We start from the raw sequence: 22,065 nt of genomic DNA, 5'->3' as shown, positions 1-22,065 counted from the left end.
TAACACTTCTGTTTATTCAAGGTCTAGGAAACAAGAATTGTCACCAAAAGTTATTTGGCTGGAACCGGAACATTTTGAGTTAGCGAAAGAAATTAGCGATCGCAACTTGAGCGAAACATACCAGTGGACAATTTATTTAAATGCATTAGCACTACTTGGTTTTGAAGAATGGTTGAGAGAACGAATTCCAGATGTCAAAATTAATCGAGACAACTATTCGATATTTAGCTCGGACAGCACTCATGCGATCGATGTTGTTTATCATCTAAGTTTAAGTGGATTTAAGCTTTGCTTAATTAGTGTCGATCGCCTAATTGATGAGTTTGTTTCTGTACCAAAAGAAGTCATAAATTCTCCAGAAAAAATTGCTCATTTTTATGTATTAATTGAGGTGTTAGAAGAGGAGGAAAAATTAACTATACATGGTTTTTTTCGTTACGACAAAATCGTGAAATATTGCCACTCAATGAATTGTGAGAATCGATGCGATTGTTGTTATCATATACCGCTTTCTTATTTTGATTTTGAGGTAAATAACCTATTGTTATACTCGTGTTTCTTGTCACCAAATGCTATTCATTTACCATCAGTCAATGAGGTCGTTCGTACAGATATACAAAGTCTAAGCCAGACTAAAAGCATCGTTAATAAAGCGATAGTAAACGTGAGGAATTGGTGGTTTGGAGTTTTTGAAGAAGGTTGGCAATCCACCAAAGATATTCTGAATACGCTCGATAGTAACTATGCTTGGGGTTCTGTAAGAAGTCAGTCAATGTATATATGTTGTGGGGTGAAACAAATCGATTTTGGACTATTAATAAACGGGCAAAAATTAGCTTTAATTATCAATATAAAAGGGTTGAAAGATAATGAAATCGATGTGCTCGTACAGGTTATTCCTTACAACGAGTTACTTAGAAATGAGGAATATCTACCGTCGGCGTTGAAGCTGAAAGTGACTCTTAATCCTAACACTTCTGAGTCAGAAAGTCAGGAAGTCACTGCGAGGAAAGCTGATAATGCCATTCAGTTAGAATTTAGTGAAGCTCCAGGTAAACAATTTAAGGTTGAAGTCAGCTACAAGAATGCTGTAATTACTGAAAATTTTTTGTTGTAAATTTTTTATAACTTACCTTTGAATTGCGATACCATCACACAAAGTGCGATCGCTCTCACTCACATTGGCATTAGTTTTCAGATAATCTCGCGCCCAGTCACAACCATACGCTAGTATCTTATTTGGATCGACAACACGATCTAAATTCCATAAAATGACTGTCTTGTCCTCGCCAGCTGAGGCGAGAGTTTTGCCATCAGGGCTGAAAGCAACATCCCAAACTCTACTGTTATGCCCATTGAGAGTAGCCAGTAAAACGGGTAATTTACCTGTCTCCACGTTCCACAGTTTAACAGTCATGTCTGCACTTGCCGAAGCTAGAATCTTACCGTCAGGGCTAAAAGCCACTCCAAAGACTATAGATTGATGTCCCACAAGAGTGCTTAGCAAAGTCATCCTTCCCCTGACGGAGACGCTACCCGAAGGAGAGATACCCGCCCGTGACTCTGACTCACCGTCTCGCTTCCAAAGTTTTATCGTCTTATCTTCACTAGCTGAGGCGATTATATTACCGTCAGGGCTGAAAGCAACTCCCCAAATCCCAGCTTTGTGTCCTTTAAGAGTATCCAGTAACGTGCCGTCTCGCTTCCAGAGCTTGACTGTCATGTCTCCACTAGCTGAGGCGATTGTATTGCTGTCAGGGCTTATGGCAACATCCCAAATAGGCTCTTGATGCCCCTTAAGAGTCCTAAGTTCCGTACCGTTTTTGTTCCACAGTTTGACTGTTTTGTCCCAACCCGCCGAGGCGATCGTGTTCCCGTCGGGACTAAAAACAACTCCCCAATTTCCTGCTGTGTGTCCTTTAAGAGTATTTAGTAATGTGCCATTTTTGTTCCATAATTTGACCGTTTTGTCCATACCCACCGAAGCGATCGTACTACTGTCGGGACTGAAAGCGACTCGGTAAACTGCTGGTTTATGGTTAAGCGTAAGGGGTAACGTGCGATCCTGAGTCCAGAGTTTGACGGTTCCATCGTCACTTGCTGAGGCAACCGTCTTACCGTCAGGACCGATCGCAACTCCAATAACTGGAGCGCTGTGACCTTGAAGGGTAGTTAGCAACGCATTGTCTAGTTTCCAGAATTTAATCGTTTCATCTCCACTTGCCGAGGCTAAAATCTTGCTGTCGGGGCTAAAAGTGACTTTCCAAACCCTGTCGCTATGTCCGTTAAGCGTAGTCAACAAGGTGCCTTCCTTGTTCCAGAGCTTGACAGTGTTGTCCCAACTTGCCGAAGCTAGAGTTTTACCGTCAGGGCTGAAAGCAACTCCCGAAACGGAAGCTTGATGCCCCTCCAGAGTTTTCAGCAACTTGCCCTCCTTATTGGAGAGCTTGACAGTATTGTCTGCACTCGCCGAGGCAATTGTGTTCCCATCAGGGCTGATTGCAACATCCCAAACTGTATCGTTATGCCGAGTAACCGTGGTCAAGAACGTACCGTCCCGCTTCCAGAGTTTGACGGTTTTGTCTGCACTCGCCGAGGCAATAGTATTCCCGTCGGGACTGAAAGCAACTGCGTTAACCGGAGCTTCATGTCCCTTAAGGGTAGTCAATAAAATAGCTGTCTTACGCGACACTCTCCAAAGTTTGACAGTCCGATCGTCACTTGTTGAAGCTAAAGTCTTACCATCAGGGCTGAAAGCAACATTTAAAACGACAGCGCTATGCCCCTCAAGAGTAGCCAGCAACGTACCGTCGCGCTTCCAGAGTTTCACTGTCTTATCTTCACTAGCTGAAGCTAGAGTTTGACCGTCAGGGCTGAAAGCAACATCTGAAACCCCGGCGCGATGCCCCTTAAGGATAGTCAGCAACGTGCCGTCACGCTTCCAAAGTCTGACGGTTTTATCGTTACTCGTCGAGGCAAGCGTATTACCATCTGGGCTGAAAACTACGCTCTTAACTTCACCGCTATGTCCTTCCAAACGATTGGACTCAACTGCCCCATAAACTGCTCGCTGTAGCACTAATTTAACTTTATTCTCAGTGTCGGCATCCACACTTCCTAAATTTTGCAGTTTTCGTCTCGCCCTAATTGCTTCTCTCAGCGCGTCCAACTTTTGATTTGAAGCAAACAATGCTGCTGAGGATTCACTAATCGCTTTGATTTCGCTACGAACTGAATTCTGCCATTGCCACCAAGCTGCCCCAGCTAGTATCAAAGCTACCAGCGAAACACCAGTAAGCCCCAAAATAGTTAGCTGTCGTCTGTGTCTCTGTTTTTGCTGCTCTTGTTTGCGCCATTTAATGCTAGCGATAATAAAACTTCGCCCTTGTGGTGTTAGTTCATCTTTGCGTTGTTTGTACCAATCTTCTGCTACTGCTAGCCGCGTTTTTTGCAATAAGGCTTCTGGATTGCGATCGCTATTTTCCCAGTCACGCATTTCTTGCTTGAGTCTTTCTTGCCAAATGCGAAACTCACGGTTAGTTGTTATCCATTCCCGCAGAGTTCTCCATTCCCGAATTAATGCTTCATGGACGATTTCTACTGTTTCTATTTTCTCAGTTTCATCCCACCCAGTCACCACTAAACGTTCATCAGCTAAACGTTTGACTAAACCCCAATTTTCCTTTCCCACTTCGTTGCGAGTTGCTACACACTTGGTGTCTTCTGTTCCTTCCCCTGGACGCACTAACTGAATAAATACTCTTTGTGCTTGTTGTTTCTCTTCCTCAGATAGGTTTTTTAATACGAACGAAGCGTGTTTTGCTAAAGCTTTTTCTAACCCGCCAATTTCTTCATAAGCCTTATGAGTCAAATACCAATTTTCCTGTTTTGACCAAAGCTGAGTTAAAGCAAACTCCAGCATTGGTAAACGACCTGGGCGATCGCCCACATCATTAATGAGTTTACTTGTTAACCCCTCCTCTAGTTCCACCTTCATCTTTAAAGCTGGTTTTTCAATCGCATCTCGTAATTCTTCTGCGTCCATCGCCGTCAGTAACAATGGGGTATATTGTTGCAAAGCCTTTCCCATTGAGCGATCGTCAAGCACAATTCCCAAAAAATCCGCACGCAGCGTCAACACCAGCGAAAACGCCCGAGCATATCTTACAGGCAAAAGCAGTGACTTTAAAAAACTGTGGCGTTCTTCCCGGTCAGCAAGAGTGTAAAGTTCTTCAAACTGGTCTGCCACTAACACTAAACGCCGATATCCTAAGGAGTCAATAATATTTTCAAGAAAATGATGTAATACTGTCTCATCCTGTCGCAGGTTTACCTCAAGTTCTAGTTCCGCTAACCTACTAGCAGTTTCTCCTGATACTTCTGTTTGTCCTCGTACCACAGACTTGCAATATTTGCTCAACGCTACAGCCAAAGCATCAAACGGATTTTTCCCCGGACGAAAACTAATTATCTCTACATTGCCAGCAGCTTGTAAACGGTTAATCAACCCTGCAAACACCACAGACGACTTCCCACTTCCAGAAGCGCCAACCACAGGAACTAGCGGATTTCTGTTGACGGTTTCCACTAAAGAAGCAATAAACTTCTCCCTACCAAAAAAGAAATCTGCATGTTCCTTCTGAAACGCCGATAAGCCTTGATAGGGACAATCAGGAAGTTCACCAGAAAGCCCTCCCAAATCTTCCCAACTCGGTGGCAGATCGGTTGTATTTTGACAGATAATTGGTAACCAGCTTACCCCCGGTAACCGCTTCTCAATATCTTTGTCGTCTGCAAGTTCTTTCAGCTTATCTCTTGCTTGTCGAACTGAATTAAACAAAGATTCACCTTGTGAAAAAGAACTTAAAAAATATTGGAGGAACTTTTGTGCTAACTTATCTGGGACTTCTTCGCGCCAGACAATAATATAAGGTAAATTTAAATCTGCTAATTGTCTTGCCAAACCTAGACCATTGCAGGAATTGAAGATGGCTAATTTTAAACCTTTGTTAATAGCTGCCCTCAATGTTCTTTTAATTTCTGCCAAACTTAAACTATCATTAGGATTAATATTTATTACGCCTGTTTGACCATCACCTTTTGTTTCGCTATGACCGGCAAAAAACAGAATATCGCATGATTCTTCCCAAAGCGTATTAAAATTGGAACGATTTGGTTCTACAAGAACGATGAGTTCTACCGACCGTTTCTTCAATTTTTCAAGTAATTCTTTATCTACACTCGTATCAATATTTGTGCTGTCTCCAAAAATACTGATAATCCTAGCTCTTCTAATTTTACCAGAAGTCGATGATTCTTCCAATGTCGCAGTACTTGCAACAGAAGAGTGAAAACAAACAGCCGCTTCACAGAAAAACTTTTGAGCCAAAAAATTCCATTCTTGCCAAGGGAGTCGATGTAAAATGTCCTTGATTGCTAGGGATGTAATTTTCTCAGTGTGGATAACCAGACGAATTTCCGTCTGAGAATTTTGTGGCAATGTTTGCTCTAATTTTAACTGAATGGGGTAAAGCCACTGATGAAGTTGATGGCACAAACGTTGAGCCGAATCATAACAATTCTGTTTGGATATATGAGTGACTTGGTTATTTTTAAACTTGCTTCTAGAATAGTTTAGTAACGAGTAGTATTGCTCTTTCCAACGTTGATAAAAAACTACAATTTCTGTATCTGAGGGTAATTGTACTTCTAGTTGTGTGATATTATCCTGTACATTTGCTACCATCACCTTAAGTTTAATTTTACTAAATCCGCACTCAAAGTTCCCATCACTAAACTCCAAATTTACCCATATTTCCATAAATCACCACCTTAGATTAGTTCACCTACACCATCACGTTTGAAAAAAAGCTTAGTGCGGCGATCTCACTCTTTTATCCAATCTCATACATAGCTACAACTACAAAAATCTTAATTTCGTAGAAAATACTATTTGAAAAGTAAATACACTTTCAGGACTTACGCAACCTCAACGATATTTTAGGGATTTCACGCTTTGCAGATCCCCCCAACCCCGGAGGAACGTATATAGCGGTTTTCAATTGGTGCAATACATATAAAAAGTTATGGAACCGCAGCCTGTAGCAGACGAACGCGGATAAATCTGTACTTCAATAAGAGTGAAAACCGCTATAGTCCTCACAACTGATACATCCACCACACCTCATGGTTCCTGGCAGAAACCTGTATCTTGCTATACCCACCATGAGTCGAAAAACCAATCGAGTAAAAAACTCAAGCAATCATTTTCTCCAACGCCGTTTGTAAATCTTGGGTCAAATCAATAACTGCTTGTCTAGCTGCTTGACGGCTTTTCTGATAACTAGACCAACGTTCTGTAACAGAAATCGGTTCGCCCACTGTTATCCGAGATTTTCTCCAACCTAGTCGAGGGCGTGCGGGGCTTTTCTCTCCTTTTATGCGAGCGATTAAGTCAAATAAGATGAGAGAAGTTTCTGCAAATCTCTCAAAAGAAGGCTTTTCCAAAACATAACTTCCCGTAACAGCAATAAAACTTTCTGCCAAACGCATATGCAGGACTCGCAGAGATGCTTCTTCCGCAATCCAGTCTGCTAAACCCTGTTCTAAGGGTGATAGTGTCTGTAAATCGGGCAAATCTTTGCGGTAAATGTCATCCCAAGATGCTGCTTCCAATCGACGACATCGGTCAATTATGGTTCCTTCGCTGTCAAGACCAAAAAACTGCTCGGCTGCTTTTAGGGATCTATCTAATAATGTTTGAAGACGATCTGCGAGAATCTGATTGCGGCTAACAGATGGATCGCTCGGTGTTGAGACAGTCCTGTCTTGGTGGTAAAAGCGATCGTAAAACTTTTCCATTTGTGAAAGAATATGTTCGCCGAGATGAAACAGTCTTTCATAGAAAAACTTTTCTCGGTCAACAAGATTTTCTTGGCTCATGTGCTGCACTGGTAAACCGCAATCGGCTTCCAACTTTCCTAAAAGCCAATCTAGTTTTTTCCAAGACGGATTGATGTAGCTATATTGATTGTAAACTGGTACTATAAAAACCTCTTCAGTCCGATTGGCTTTGAGCAAGTCTTCCACGCACCAAAAGCCCATATGAGCGACACCTGGTTCTAGAGGGCTGACAATTTCACTGTGTCCGTTAGTTCCTCCTTCAGGTGCGACAGAAATGGGAATTTTACCATTAGCAAATAAATCTCGTGCTGTCTTCATCCCAACTCTATCCAATCGCTTACCTCTATGGATTGGTAAGCCTCCCAATCCGGAAAACAGCCAACCCAACCAATTCCCCGCCCATAAAGTCATTCCCCTCTCGTAAATAAAGTGAGAGTGGATTGGATATTGCAGCGAAATCCCTTTTTGACGAGCAATTTCCGGTACGGCTTTGGATACTAGATGAAACATACATAAAGGATCGTCCACTTCAGGATGGCGAAAGGCAATTAAAAAGCGGATTGTCCCAGCTTGAAATTGTTGGTACAGTTTGGTTAACACCTCAACATTTGCAGTTTCAACTTGGGCGATACCAGTTGGTAACCAGGGTCGCAACCTTAAGCGCAGCACAACGGGTAAAATCACTTGCATCATAGAGCGTACAAGTGGATTGTAGTGCGGTGGAATAAACTTTAGTGGTGGTTGAGCAAGTTGAATGGGATGGGGCAAAATAGCTCTCCTGGTTATCTTCCAAAAGATATAAATATAAGGATATAGTTTTAAATTAGATCTGCTTTATTTAGTAAAATCTTTTATCCTTTATACTTCATACTGTATCAAAAAATTAGTGCTAAAACAGAAGAAGGATAAAAGATAAAGTGTGAAGGATGAAGTGGGTCTCTACACTGTATCCGAAATAGACCATCTTTATCTAGTAGAAATTATTTATCCTTTATACTTCATATTTTTTAGAGGTTATCTTGCTAACATCATCTACTCAACTTCCCTTACACGGGAAGCGAATTCTCGTCACTGCACCTCGGAACTACGCTTTGAGATTATCTAACCAGCTTGTGAACCAAGGTGCTTTACCATTGCTCATGCCAACTATAGAAACTTGTCCCTTAGAAAATTTTACTCAATTAGATATAGCATTACAAAAAATCGAGCAATTTGATTGGATTGCTTTTACTAGTAGAAATGGAATTGAGGCATTTTTCCAACGTTTGGATGAGTTACAAATCAACCCTTTGGTATTGGCAAAGTGCCGTTTGTGTGCCATAGGCATAGATTCGGAAAAATTAGCTGCTTTCGGGGTTAAGGTTGATATAGTTCCAAAAGAACCCAGTCCAGCAGGAATTGTTGCTGAGTTAGCTCAAATTCCTAATATTGCTAAACAAACCGTCCTTGTACCTGTTCCTGAAGTTTTGGACGTACCAGAACCGAATGTAGTTCCCAATTTTATTGCAGGGTTGAAACAGTTGGGAATGAATGTGACTCGCGTTCCAACTTACATGACTCGCTGTCTGGAAAAAACTGTTTATGAGGTTGAATTAGGTTTGATTCGGCAGGGTAAAATAGACGCGATCGCTTTTAGCAGTACTGCTGAAATTATGGGTTTTTTAAAAATGTTTCCTTCAAAAAGTGATTATGAAAATTGTGTTATAGCTTGTTTTGGACCTTACACAGCAGCTAATGCCAAAAAATTAGGATTGGAGGTGTCTATCGTTTCTCAAGATTATAGTTCTTTTGCAGGGTTTACGGATGCGATCGCATTGTTTTTGAATCGAGAAAATAAAATATAAAGTCTACAGCAATCCTATCTAATTTATAAATAACTAGTAGGGTGGGCAATGCCCACCACCAAGTTTTTTATCCAGTTTTAAAAGTCCTGGGCGAATATAATTCGCTACTATACAAAGAAAGTCCGCCTACGCGGACTAGTATAGCAATCCTATTTGATTTATAAAATACCCGTAGGGTGGGCATTGCGCACCACTGAAGCTTTTGTGCGGCATAGCCCTACCTACAGTACTTAAAATTGTTTATAAATAATTTAGGATTGCTATATATTAACTAGCACTAGAAACACTGTTGGTTTCTTGTACAACTTCTGTTGCTTGAATATTTAGTGGAAGATGTACGACATGAACTGAACAAGGAGCATGGTGAAGAACATAATTACTGACGCTACCAAGAAAGAATTCCGTTAAACCAGAACGACCTCGACGACCAAGGACGATTAAGTCAGCATTCCAATTACGAGCTAAATTGCAAATGACTCGACCTGGACTGCCAAAATTTTGTGTAAATTCAGTGTTGATACTTACTGTATTTGCTTGAGCGCAGAGCGAGCGCAACATTTTTATACTATCTTGTTCAAACTCATTCCACTGCTGTTGGTAAAATTCTAAAGCTCGAACTGATACTCCTGACGAGTAATCAAAAGTGGAAAACATGGGCAGTTCTGGGCTGTCCTTTTCTTCTGCCGATAAAACATGCAGCAGCATTAAACTAGCACCAGTCAACTGTGCTAGGGTTAACCCTCGTTCAAAAATTTGTTTGTGACTTTCAGAACGATCTAATGCAACTAAAATCTTTTTAAACATATCAACCCCCAGGAATTCAATTAGGAAATTATACTATCTCCAAAATTGTTAGGTATGTTAAAACTCATGAAAAAATCACATTTTAACAGATGGAGAGTTAAACTTTTGTACGAGTGAAGGTAATAGCTAATCGCCAATAACGAATGATTGTTAAAAACGAAGGCTATGATTTATATTTTTGAGTTTAATCAAAACTTGTGAGGAACTTGTGAGCCAATATGGTTCAGTAAGATAAGAATTCTTTAACTTGCACCGCCTCAGTCAAACCAACTCTTGTGGGACGGGCGTCCTCGCCCGTTCTCGAAAAGCAAATTAAAAGCTAATTCTCCTAAATAATATTGGAATTACCTTTATAGCAATTCCCACTTTTGTAAGGTACAGGATATTGAACTAACCGCAGCCTGTAGCTGATGGACGCAGATAAATTTCTACCTCATATATACTTATGTATTTTTACTCTAAAACGAGTCGCACTGTTTCAATCCCTAATAGGGAGTAAGTGAAATTGCAATAGTTTACACAGAGCAACAAAAACTAAAACAGCAAGCTTTCAATCCCTAATAGGGAGTAAGTGAAATTGCAAGTTTAATAGGCTGTTCTTTACAACATAACGTTACACGTTTCAATCCCTATTAGGGAGTAAGTGAAATTGCAACCAGTTTTTTTTATTTCTGTTACAGGCTTATCATCAGAAGTTTCAATCCCTATTAGGGAGTAAGTGAAATTGCAACGTATTTGGAGACTAAGTTTGCTAACTTATGCTTATGTTTCAATCCCTATTAGGGAGTAAGTGAAATTGCAACTTGCAAGCGCTGGGAGGTTTAGCGTTTGAGCAAGTTTCAATCCCTATTAGGGAGTAAGTGAAATTGCAACCTAATTTAGCCTTTGCGAAAGTTGGCAGCTTGGTGGTTTCAATCCCTATTAGGGAGTAAGTGAAATTGCAACTTTTGCTCCTGTTGAGCGTATTTCTTGGGATCTGTGTTTCAATCCCTATTAGGGAGTAAGTGAAATTGCAACAGTTGTAAATAGATATTTAGAACCGTGGATGACAGGTTTCAATCCCTATTAGGGAGTAAGTGAAATTGCAACGACATTGCAGTTCTGCGATCGCGCTATGCTGCCTCTGGTTTCAATCCCTATTAGGGAGTAATACCAATTTAATATGAAGCTGCATAGAAAAGAGCTTCTAAAATAAAGTTATAGGAGGAAACAGACATTACCTGCTCAAGTGTCAGTTGATTGAATATTTCCTGGATGCGATAGCGTAAGCGCTAACGGCTGAAGCCGTATCGCGTAAATTTTGTATTGAAGAGAACAGTTCATTTTTGAGTGGTTTTTTCAGAAATTGCCAAAGCCTTTCGATTGGATTGAGTTCGGGTGAATGGGGTGGTTGAAGCAGAGGGATAATATTTTCCGGCCAACGAATCGCAGAACTAGTATGAGCAGAGGCTTGGTCAATCTGTAAAATTGCATAATCAGAGCCTAACTGCTGGGATAACCAGTCCAAGAACTGTTGAAAATATTCGCCATTAAGTTTTGGATATTCATGCTGGAAATGCTTTCCTGTTAAAGGTTCAATTGCACCATAAATCCAAAAATTTTCCCGTTCCCATTTAACCTCGACAGTGGGTTTGATTCCTGAAGCCGTAATCACTTTTCCTGTTAGAGTTTTCAGCCCAACCCTAGTTTCATCCTGACATAGGTAGTGGACACACGAACCTTGTGCTAAAAGTGTTTCCAGACTTAGTAGAATTGCACCGAGTTTTTTTTAAACTCAGATATCAGTTTTTCGTCCTGCTTGTAGCTTTGTGGGCGTGGTACTTTTAGTTTTGCACCAAATCTATATCGAACCCATGCATAAACTGTTCCATATTCAATATCAAGCCCATGTTCTTGTTTTAACCATTCTACGATGGCACCGTAACTACTAAATCCTTCTCCTGTTTCCAACTTGTGTTTAAGCGCGGCGATCGCATCATCACTGATTTTTCGACTTGCCCCTGGTGCCTTCTTGATTTCCAATAAGCTCGAAAGTCCGCCCAAACGGTATTGCTGTAACCATCTTGTGACTGTTGAAGTATCTCTAGCCAAGCGTTTCCCTATTTCCTGTTGTTCCTTTACCTGCCCACTCTTTAACCACCACAACATCTGTAGTTTTTCTTTTTGGCTTCCCACGGTGGCTGTCTGTAGGCGTTTTTTCAGTTCCTCTTCGCTCTGTGTAATCTCAATCCTAAACGGGCGGCTCATAAAGACTTAAATTTATGAAGTTTGCAACTCCTCTATTATATGCAGCTTCATATTAAATTGGTATGATGAGGATGCTATATGGGATAGCGCATTTTCTGATATTTTCAGCAGCCTTGTAATATCCAGCGATCGCAAAAAGTTGTTCCAAAGTGGAGGCGTAATTCGTCCTGGTGAAACAGTTTATCCATTTAGGACAACCAATCCACCTGGTAGTCGGGTTAGGTTTACGGCAGAGCTCATATTTGCCAGTGTTCCTGAATCAAGTTCCATCTTCGGGTTACTGGTTTTTGCTTTACTGGGTGGTGCTGCAATGTTTACAAAAGTTTCCAAGAAGGTCTAGAACCATACTATATTCTGAACCATCCTATATTCTGAACCATACTATATTCTTGTAAAAGTTCTTGGTTCTTGTGGTACGGGCGTCCCCGCCCGTATACAATAGACATCTCCACAATAGAAGCTTTCTATGATAAAAGAATATAAAATAAGCTTTTTACCAAAAAAACATGAGTGACGTATTAGATTACATTAAAAGCAACCCTCAAGAAACACAACGATTGGTTGGTCTAAAATATGAGCAGTTAGAACAACTCATCTCCGAAGCGATCGCCTTACATAATAAAAAGCAACAGGACATCGAAGCCTCGAAAGTTAGAATCATAAATAAAGGGGGTGGTCGTAAGGTAAAGTTACCAATTGAGGAGCAAATTCTCTTAACTTTGATATACCTAAGACACTTCACAACATTTCAATTATTAGGTATCCAGTTTGGAGTTAGTGAATCAACCGCAAATGATACATTTAACTACTGGTTTCCAGTCCTACAAGAACTCTTGCCATCAAGTTTAATTGAACAGGTAAAAAAAAACGCAAGTGATTATGAGATAGTTCAAGAAGTTTTAACCGAGTATGAACTAATAGTAGATAGCTGTGAACAGGCTAGGGAAAGACCTGGGGAGTATAAAGAGCAGAAAAAGTATTATTCAGGTAAGAAGAAAAACCATACTTTTAAAAACCAAATTATTGTTTTGCCTGAGGGTCAAGATATTGTTGATGTAATCGCGGGAGAACCTGGACCAAAAAGTGATATAACTTTATTTCGCTCAAGTAATAATGGATTTAATCCTCATCAAAAATTTAAAGGAGATAAAGGTTATGAAGGAGAACCATCAATTAATACTTCCATGAAAAAGCCGCGAAGCTCTCCGGATAGAGTACTCTATCCGGAAGACTTCGCGAAAAAAGGAGAGTTAACACCGTCACAAAAAGAGCAAAACAAAGAACTAGCGTCTGAACGAATATTTGTCGAACATTTGATTCGTGTAATTAAGATATTTAGAATTGCTTCAGAAAGATTTAGATTAAATTAAAGTAAATACGAAAAAATAATTATGACGATATGTGGACTGGTAAGATTCCGAATAGGAGCCTTAGTTTTATAAATATAAGATAGCGGGATTTTTCCCTCATCAAAATTAGTGTGCATGGATACTTATTTTCACCTTATTATCAACAGAAACTGTCTCAAACCCTGATTTTAGCGTTGAGAGTGGCTGATATTTGCAATTGGCGATCGCTGATTGAAAGCCAGTGATAGAAGGGTATTAGCATTTTTCGGAGATGTCTAATCTCTATATGATGAAGGTTTAATTAGTTTTGATTTTCAAATAGGTTCTTGGCAATGCGATCTTGCTAGGGTGAAGATATTAGCAATTACCGAAGATGTTGTGGAGTTTATGGCAAGGCAATTGCAGAAACTGCCAATGACCACTCAGACGGTTTTGAAACTAGCAGCATGCATTGGTAACTCTTTTGATTTAGCAACTCTAGCAATTGTATATGAGAAATTGCAAGCTGAGGCTGCAACCGATTTATGGAAGGCTTTGCAGGAAGGATTGGTGATTCCCACAACTGAAGTTTATAAGTTTTATCAAGAAGAGGGATTGGGGACTGGGGACTGGGGATTTGGAATTGAGGAGGCTTTCCATTCGCCAATCCCCAGTACCCAATCGCCAACATACAAATTCCTTCACGATCGCGTACAGCAAGCAGCATATTCTTTAATTCCTGAAGACGAAAAGCAAGCGACTCACTTAAAAATTGGACAACTGTTGTTAAGCAATATACCAAAATCTCAACAAGAGGAGAAAATTTTTGAAATTGTTAATCAATTAAATTATGGTGTAGAATTAATTCTTCAGCAAACCGAACGAGATAATTTAGCGTCATTAAATCTGATAGCTGGGCGAAAAGCAAAAACTGCCACTGCTTACACAACGGCTTTAAAATACTTGACGACTGCAAAACAACTTCTAGCAAGCGATCGTTGGGAAAATAATTACGACCTAACACTTATGTTGTATCAGGAAGCAGGAGAGACAGCATATTTAGCTGGCGACTTTGAACAAATGATGCAATTAGTAGATGTTGTCTTAAAAAAAGCTTCTTTACTGCTAGATCGAGTCAAAGTATATGAAGTAAAAATACTGGCTTTGGGAGCGCAAAATAAAGCTAGGGAAGCCGTTAACACGGCATTAATTGTTCTCAAAATGCTAGGACAAGAATTGCCATTAAATCCCAACACGTCTGATATCCAGCAAGCAATGTCAGAAACAACATTAAATCTGAGTGGAAGGCGTGTTGAAGATTTAATAGCTCTGCCAGAAATGACAAATGCTAATCTCTTAGCAGCTATGCGGATTCTATCGCTTGTCATTACATTTTCCTATCAAGCTGTGCCTGAATTGTTTCCACTTATTTTGTTTAAACAAGTCAATTTATCACTGCAATATGGCAATGCTCCTTTATCAGCTTTCGCATATGTTGCTTATGGGTTGACACTTTGCGGTGTTATGGGAGATATTGAGCAAGGATATCAATTTGGCAAACTTGCTTTAAATTTATTGGTTAAGTTTAATGCAAAAGAAGTGAAAGGCAAGGTTCTTCAAACATTTAATGCACTCATCAGGCATTGGAAAGAGCATACTAAGGAAATATTATCACCTTTGTTAGAAGCTTATTCTGCTGCATTAGAAACAGGTGACTTAGAATTTGCAGCCCTTTCTCTTAAAGTTTATTCTTACTCTTCATATTTCATTGGTAAAGAACTCACTCTACTAGAAACAGAAATAGCAACTTACAGTCATGCCATTAGTCAACTTAAACAAGAAATGCCATTAGCTTGGACTTCCATCTTTCGACAGATTGTCCTAAATTTACTTGGGAAAGTTGACAATCCATGTGACTTGCTTGGTGAAGCTTATGATGAGGAAAAAATGCTGCCGCTTCTCCAAAAAGCTAACGATCGCGTTGGACTTTTATTCTTATTTTTCAGCAAACTTCATCTGTGTTATTTATTTGGAGAGTTCCAGCAAGCCTTAGAATATGCAACGTTAGCAGAAAAGTCTTTAGATGGCGGGATAGGACAAATAGTCACTGTGCTCATTTATTTTTATGATTCTCTGTCTCGGCTTGCAGTATACTCAAAATCTTTAGAACAGGAACAAAAGATTATTCTTGACAAGGTGCGGATTGCTCAAGAAAAATTGCAACAATGGGCGTATCATGCCCCAATGAATTATTTGCACAAATTCTATCTAGTTGAAGCAGAAATATATCGAGTGCTCGATCAAAAATCTGAAGCTATAGAGATGTACGATCGCGCTATCTCTCTAGCAAAGGAAAATGAATACCTGAATGAAGAAGCACTTGCTTGGGAATTGGCTGCTAAGTTTTATCTAGATTGGGGAAAACAAAAAATTGCCCAAGACTATATTATCAATGCTTATTACTGCTACACTCGCTGGAGTGCAAAAGCAAAAGTTGGTGACTTAGAAAAACGCTATCCTCATTTACTTAATGCTATTCTACAACCGGAAAAAATTCTTCTAAGTCCTAGCAATACAGTGGCAGTTTCTGGTGGGACTACTTCACTTGTATCTATATCTAGCACCAGTGTTTCAGAAATACTAGATTTGACAAGTGTTATCAAAGCGTCACAAACTCTTTCTAGCGAAATTGAACTGGACAAGTTACTTGATAAATTAATGCAAGTAGTGATGGAAAATGCAGGTGCAAAAAAATGTGCTCTCATTTTACCTTATGAAGATAAGTTAGCAATCGAGGCGATCGCGACTATCTCAGAATCCCCCATTATTCTACAATCCATTCCTGTAGAGTCTTCTTTAGAAGTTCCTCGTAACCTCATTTACTATGTCAAAAATACTTTCAAAACTTTAGTCATTGATGATGCTGTATCTGAAACTTATTCTATTACAGATTCCTACTTAAATCAATACCAGCCCAAGAGTGTACTGTGTACGCCTATTCTCCACCAAGGAAAGTTAATTGGTATTTTGTACGTAGAAAATTCTCTGACTGCTGGAGCATTCACCAACGAGCGCTTGCAAGTACTAAACCTTCTCATTGCTCAAGTAGCGATCTCTTTAGAAAACGCTCGTCTCTATCAAAAATCGCAAGAACTCTATCAACAAATGCAAACCTATGCCCAACAGCTAGAACATTCTCTTGCTGACCTCAAGCAAATGCAACTCCAACTGATACAAAGTGAGAAAATGTCTGCTTTGGGTAATTTAGTGGCAGGTGTAGCACACGAAATTAACAATCCTCTAGGATTTATTTTTAGTAATTTACAACCAACACAAGAATATATCCGCGATTTATTTCACATAATCGATCTTTACCAGCAAAAAGTTCCTATTCCAGATACCGATCTTTTAGAAGAAATTGAAGCTATTGATTTAGAATATCTCCGCTCTGATTTTCCCAAACTAATCGATTCATTCAAACTAGGTGCTAGCCGCATTCGTAATATTAGTAACAGCTTGAGAGTTTTTTCTCGCGCCGATACAGATACAAAAGTTCTCTTCAATCTTCATGAAGGAATTGATTCTACTCTTTTGATTCTCAAACATCGTTTAAAAGCTAATGAAAATCGACCAGAAATTAATATTATTAAAAAATATGGTAATTTACCATTATTAAGTTGTTTTCCCGGACAACTCAATCAAGTTTTTATGAATATATTAGCAAATGCTATTGATGCGATAGAAGAGTTATCGGAAAGAAAAGGATTGCTTGAAATTTGTACTTCACTAAGTACAGATAATAAAAGTGCGATCGTTCGTATTAAAGATAATGGTGTGGGAATACCAGAAGAATTAAAATCAAAAATTTTCGAGCATCTATTTACTACAAAAACTGTAGGTAAAGGTACGGGATTGGGATTATCAATTGCTCATCAAATTGTTGTTGAAAAGCACCAGGGAGTTTTGGAAGTCAATTCAATCCCAGGAGAGGGTTCAGAATTTATCATTACTCTTCCTATATCAGTAAGTTTACTCAATTTACCGATTTCTTAAGAAGTCGGGGATCTATAGCAATCCTATCTGATTTGTGAACAAATCTCAGTACTGTAGGGTGGGCATTGCCCACCGGTAATATCATATGTGCGGCATAGCCCTACCTACGTGTATTTCAAAAATCTGCGGAGGAGTCCTATAACAGCCCCTCATAATTACAATTAAATGAATTCTTCTTATTAGGGTTGAATTCTACAGTCAAATAAGTAAAAATACCATTTTTTTTATAATGTATAAATTTCTCTTGCAGTTTGTGTCAAAATAAAGTTTGGGATGAGGTAAACAGCAATTTATATGAAAGATGGGAATCGAGGGTGTCTCTTGCCAGGACAGGGAGAAATGAGAGCACTTATGCGTGCATTTGATTGGGCAAGTACACCTGTTGGTCCCATTGAAAAATGGTCGCAAAGCTTAAAAAGTAATGTTAAAACTCTCCTGGCATCACGGTATCCAATGGTGCTTATTTGGGGTTCCCATTTTATTCAGTTCTACAATGACGCTTATTCCAAACTAATTGGGGACAAACACCCATCTGCTTTAGGTACTGATATTAGAATTACCCTAGCAGAAGCATGGGACACTCTCGGTCCGATGATTGATGAGGTGATGGCAACTGGCGTAGCAAACTGGGTGTCAGCACAAATGCTTGTTCTGGAACGGTCTGGTTATCGTGAAGAATCTTATTTTAGTTTATCTCACGCTCCTGCTGAGGACGATGACGAACAAATTGTTGGTATGTTCTGCGTTTGCAGCGAAGTAACTCAGCAAGTATTGGGTGAGCGGAGATTAAGGTTGCTGCGCGATCTTGCGTCCAAAGCAGGGGAGACGCGGAGTGTGGAAACGACTTGTCGCGATGTAGCAGCAGCAATAGCCGAACATCCCCTTGATGTGCCGTTTGCAGCGATCTACCTTTGTGAAGCAGACGGAAAAACCCTCACTCTCCATGGAAAAGTAGGGTTGCCAGAGGAAGGGATTCTTTTCCCAAACTCCGTAGATTTGACACTATCTGATGATAATAATACACGAGATCTCAAAAAAGCCGCATTTGGTGAAACAGTTCTGATTGAGGGAATAGACAGCTATAGCTTAATACCGGGAGGACCTTGGAACGAGCCAACCCGTACTGCACTTGTAATGCCCATCGCTTCCTCAAGTCAAGCCGCACCTCTTGGGGTTTTGGTTGCTGGAGTCAGCCCCAACCGAGCACTTGATGAGGGTTACAGTTCATTCTACGAACTTTTAGCAGCACAGGTATCTATCGCCGTGCGTAACGCCCAGGCATACGAAGAAGAACGGCGCAGGGCTGAAATGCTTGCCGAACTTGACCGGGCAAAGACCACCTTTTTCTCGAACGTGAGTCATGAATTCCGTACTCCACTCACCCTCATGCTTGGACCTTTGGAAGATGCTTTGCAAGACCCGCACCTTTCCACAAGTCAACGAGAAAGGATTACTGTTGCTCAGCGTAACAGTCAGAGACTGCTAAAACTTGTCAACACGCTTCTTGATTTCTCGCGCATTGAAGCGGAGCGCATACAAGCAGTATACGAACGTACAGATTTGGCAACACTCACTGCGAATCTTGCAAGCGTGTTTCGGTCAGCAATTGAGAAGGCGGGGTTACAGTTTGTTGTTGATTGCCCTCCTTTACCTGAAGAGATCTATGTAGACCGGGATATGTGGGAGAAAATTGTCCTGAATTTACTCTCAAACGCTTTTAAATTCACCCAACAAGGTCAAATCGCGGTTCGTCAGTATGTTCGCGGACAAAATATAGAGCTTTATATTGAAGACACGGGTATTGGTATTCCTGAATCAGAACTGGGAAACGTGTTTAAGCGGTTTCATCGGATTGAGGGAACCCAAGGACGAACTCATGAGGGCACTGGAATTGGTCTTGCACTGGTACAGGAGTTGGTGAAACTTCACGGTGGCAATGTGCGGGTACAAAGTCTTTACGGATCGAGGAGTACTTTCACTGTCTCAATTCCAATTGGCAAGCAACATCTTCCTACAGATAGGATTGGTAGCGATCGCAACATTACCTCTACAAGCAATGATGTATTTGTTGAAGAAGCACTGAGATGGTTGCCGGATGAAGAGAAAGGGGACAAAGAAGCTCTGGGGCAGAATCTCACCATAACTTCTCAATCCCCCCCAGCCCGTATTCTTCTAGCAGATGATAACGCTGATATGCGGGAGTACGTGCGAAAGCTTCTCAGTACAAAATACGAAGTGGTCGCTGTGGCTGACGGCGAAGCTGCGCTTGCTGCGGCATCCGAACAATTACCAGACTTGGTGCTAAGTGATGTCATGATGCCGAAACTTGATGGGTTCGGTCTTTTGAGGCGGCTGCGGGAAGATGAGCGTACCCGTTCTGTACCAATTTTGTTTCTTTCTGCAAGAGCAGGTGAGGAATCGCGTATTGAGGGACTTGATGCGGGAGCAGACGATTATTTGATAAAACCGTTTAGTGCCAGAGAACTCCTAGCACGGGTCAAGGCAACGTTAGAAATGTCTCGGTTGCGCCAGGAAACGGCTCGTTCCAGGATTGAGGTTGAAGCAGCGAAGGAAAGGGCGATCGTTATCGAACGAGTGACGGATGCTTTTTATGGTCTCGATCGCCAGTGGCGCTTTACCTACGTGAATCGGCAATGTGAGAAGTACCTTAAGAAAACACGTGAAGAGTTGCTAGGAAAAGTTGTCTGGGATGTTTTTCCTGTAGCAAAAGGTACAGCTTTTGAGGAGCAATACTACAAAGCCTTGCGCGAGCAAGTGGCAGTGCATTTTGAAGTTTTTTCTCCCTTTTCCATGCAGTGGGTGGAAGTACATGTCTATCCTTCTCAGGACGGGATTTCAGTAAACTTCCGTGATATTACTGAGCGAAAGGAGTTAGAGGAGCGACAGGAAGCACTTTTAGAGAGCGAGCGGGTAGCCCGTGCAGAAGCCGAGCGCATTGGACGCCTCAAGGATGAATTTTTAGCAACCCTTTCCCACGAGCTTAGGACACCGCTCAACGCAATCCTCGGTTGGTCACAGCTTTTGCGTAAAGACAGGATCGGACCTGCGGATATGAAAAAAGGGCTAGAGACTATAGAGAGAAATGCGCGATCGCAAGCACAGATTATTGAAGATCTTCTTGATATGAGCCGAATCATTTCGGGCAAAGTTCGACTTGACATTCAGGAAATGAATCTTACTTCAGTGATTCAATCTGCCATTGAATCTCTCCTTCCCACCGTGCAAGCAAAGGAGATTCGACTGCAAACACTTTTTGATGTCCTTCCCTATCCCATGGCTGGAGACCCAAACAGGTTGCAACAAGTTGTGTGGAATCTCCTCTCCAATGCCATTAAATTTACTCCCAAAGGGGGAAGAGTACGCATATCACTCGAGCAGGTAAACTCTCATGTCGAGCTAACTGTCAGCGATACAGGTCAAGGTATAAAACCCGAGTTTCTACCATACGTTTTTGACCGCTTTCGGCAAGCAGATGGTTCTACCACACGGCAGTTTGGGGGTTTGGGTTTGGGGCTTTCCATTGTCAAGCAACTCGTGGAACTTCATGGAGGAACGGTACGAGGAACAAGCCTAGGAGAAGGGCAAGGTGCTCAATTTACAGTGCTGCTTCCGCTTCCTCAGCGAAAAAGCGATCTGGATGTATGTATAGAAGCATACCACAGCATATCTCCAGATGATACCGATTTACAAAGTTTCACGACAATAGCAAATCGGGAAACTCATCTTAATAGTACAAGGGTTCTTGTAGTGGATGATGAAGTTGATGCTCAAGAATTGGTCAAGAGAATTTTGGAGGAGTGCGGGGCTGATGTCCTAACTGCATCATCAGCAGATGAAGCGCTTGAGTTTGTACAAACCCATAAGCCTCACGTAGTTCTTAGCGATATTGGTATGCCAGGAAAAGATGGGTACGAGCTTATCCGCCAACTACGAGGGCTACCATCAGAAATGGGAGGTGATATTCCAGCAGCTGCAGTCACCGCTTTTGCTCGTTTTGAAGACCGAATTCGTGCCTTGCGCTTGGGATACCAAACGCACATTACTAAGCCGATTGAGCCAGCAGAACTCATTGCGGTGGTGGTGTCTCTTGCAGGACGTTGCCGACTTTAGTTTGTCCTCTAGCTTCCTAATCTAAAATATAAAATTAAGAGCTCGATTATGGCTATAATCTTATGGTTGTAAATTTGGCAATTAGCACAGCACCTTTAGAAAGCGGCGAGCGCTTGACTCGTCAAGAATTTGAGCGTCGCTATATAGCTGCAGAGCACATTCATAAAGCAGAACTCGTTGAAGGAGTTGTTTATGTGGCTTCTCCTGTTCGCGCTACTCGACACGGCAGATCTCATGGGATAATCATGGCTTGGCTGGGAACTTATTGGATTGCAACACCTGGAGTCGATCTGCACGATAATGCCACAGTTCGATTAGATGCGGATAATGAACCGCAACCGGATGCTTTATTGAGAATTGAGCCGGAGGTAGGGGGAAATTCTTCTATTAGTGAAGATGATTATATTGAAGGTGCGCCAGAACTCATTGTAGAAGTAGCAGCAAGCAGTGCTAGTTACGATCTAAATGATAAATTCAATGCTTATCGTCGTAATGGAGTGCGGGAATATATTGTCTGGCAAATGTATGAGAATCGAGTTGATTGGTTTATTCTCTCTGAAGGTAAATATGTCTCTGCTATTCCAGACGAACGCGGCATAATTCGTTCTGAGGTGTTTCCTGGATTATGGCTATCTGTTAATGCACTCCGCCAAGGAAATCGCAAGGAGATAGTAGCAGTTTTGCAGTCTGGTTTGCAAACAACAGAACATCAAGCTTTTGTAGAACGATTGAGTCAATAATTAGTTTGTAGTTAC

At 41.0% G+C, this 22,065-nt stretch carries 11 protein-coding genes and 1 CRISPR repeat array; of the genes, 6 read left to right on the top strand and 5 right to left on the bottom strand.

The genetic code is table 11. The features are described 5' to 3' along the window. Positions 1 to 37: 37 nt before the first annotated feature. Positions 38 to 1,117 (top strand): DUF1822 family protein, encoded by a 1,080-nt coding sequence (locus tag ACKTT2_RS20010; protein ID WP_407890107.1) that lies wholly within the window; start codon positions 38 to 40, stop codon positions 1,115 to 1,117. Positions 1,118 to 1,129: 12 nt separating this feature from the next. On the opposite strand, the gene ACKTT2_RS20005 is transcribed toward ACKTT2_RS20010, so the two are convergent. Both ACKTT2_RS20005 and ACKTT2_RS20000 read right to left on the bottom strand, forming a co-directional pair. Beyond that, on the bottom strand, positions 1,130 to 5,821 hold the full coding sequence (locus ACKTT2_RS20005; RefSeq protein ID WP_407890106.1) for an nSTAND1 domain-containing NTPase: 4,692 nt from the start codon (positions 5,819 to 5,821) through the stop codon (positions 1,130 to 1,132). Positions 5,822 to 6,255: 434 nt separating this feature from the next. Continuing rightward, entirely contained in the window at positions 6,256 to 7,671 is a 1,416-nt protein-coding gene (locus ACKTT2_RS20000) for a 1-acyl-sn-glycerol-3-phosphate acyltransferase (RefSeq protein ID WP_407890104.1), read from the bottom strand. 251 nt (positions 7,672 to 7,922) lie between these two features. On the opposite strand from ACKTT2_RS20000, the gene ACKTT2_RS19995 reads away from it, so the two are divergent. Continuing rightward, positions 7,923 to 8,747 carry a uroporphyrinogen-III synthase gene (locus ACKTT2_RS19995; RefSeq protein ID WP_407890102.1) on the top strand — a complete coding sequence of 275 codons (825 nt, stop codon included), beginning with the start codon at positions 7,923 to 7,925 and terminating at the stop codon, positions 8,745 to 8,747. 267 nt (positions 8,748 to 9,014) lie between these two features. On the opposite strand, the gene ACKTT2_RS19990 is transcribed toward ACKTT2_RS19995, so the two are convergent. From ACKTT2_RS19990 to ACKTT2_RS19980, 3 genes are all read right to left on the bottom strand, one after another. After that, complete coding sequence (locus ACKTT2_RS19990) at positions 9,015 to 9,551, bottom strand: universal stress protein (RefSeq protein ID WP_407890101.1); 537 nt, start codon at positions 9,549 to 9,551, stop codon at positions 9,015 to 9,017. A 475-nt stretch (positions 9,552 to 10,026) separates the two neighbouring features. Further along, positions 10,027 to 10,640: a CRISPR direct-repeat array (repeat unit 37 nt; unit sequence GTTTCAATCCCTATTAGGGAGTAAGTGAAATTGCAAC). Positions 10,641 to 10,782: 142 nt separating this feature from the next. Then, positions 10,783 to 11,292, bottom strand: a complete 510-nt coding sequence (locus tag ACKTT2_RS19985) for an IS630 family transposase (RefSeq protein ID WP_500691390.1) — start codon at positions 11,290 to 11,292, stop codon at positions 10,783 to 10,785. Positions 11,293 to 11,294: 2 nt separating this feature from the next. Beyond that, a complete protein-coding gene (locus ACKTT2_RS19980; protein WP_407890099.1) occupies positions 11,295 to 11,798 on the bottom strand; it encodes a helix-turn-helix domain-containing protein in 504 nt (167 codons plus the stop codon). A 506-nt stretch (positions 11,799 to 12,304) separates the two neighbouring features. On the opposite strand from ACKTT2_RS19980, the gene ACKTT2_RS19975 reads away from it, so the two are divergent. The 4 genes from ACKTT2_RS19975 to ACKTT2_RS19960 all read left to right on the top strand — a co-directional run bounded on the left by ACKTT2_RS19975 (position 12,305) and on the right by ACKTT2_RS19960 (position 22,050). Beyond that, the gene (locus tag ACKTT2_RS19975) at positions 12,305 to 13,168 is read left to right on the top strand and encodes a transposase family protein (RefSeq protein WP_407890097.1); all 864 of its coding nucleotides are present in this window, start codon (positions 12,305 to 12,307) and stop codon (positions 13,166 to 13,168) included. 327 nt (positions 13,169 to 13,495) lie between these two features. After that, on the top strand, positions 13,496 to 17,179 hold the full coding sequence (locus ACKTT2_RS19970; RefSeq protein ID WP_407890096.1) for a trifunctional serine/threonine-protein kinase/ATP-binding protein/sensor histidine kinase: 3,684 nt from the start codon (positions 13,496 to 13,498) through the stop codon (positions 17,177 to 17,179). Positions 17,180 to 17,518: 339 nt separating this feature from the next. Next, positions 17,519 to 21,310 carry an ATP-binding protein gene (locus tag ACKTT2_RS19965; RefSeq protein ID WP_407890095.1) on the top strand — a complete coding sequence of 1,264 codons (3,792 nt, stop codon included), beginning with the start codon at positions 17,519 to 17,521 and terminating at the stop codon, positions 21,308 to 21,310. A gap of 62 nt (positions 21,311 to 21,372) precedes the next feature. After that, positions 21,373 to 22,050, top strand: a complete 678-nt coding sequence (locus ACKTT2_RS19960) for a Uma2 family endonuclease (protein ID WP_407890094.1) — start codon at positions 21,373 to 21,375, stop codon at positions 22,048 to 22,050. Positions 22,051 to 22,065: the final 15 nt, after the last annotated feature.

This window comes from Scytonema hankhaensis NUACC26 (assembly GCF_045865695.1).
Taxonomy (GTDB): domain Bacteria; phylum Cyanobacteriota; class Cyanobacteriia; order Cyanobacteriales; family Nostocaceae; genus Scytonema.
This window is presented reverse-complemented; position numbering and strand designations above follow the sequence as displayed.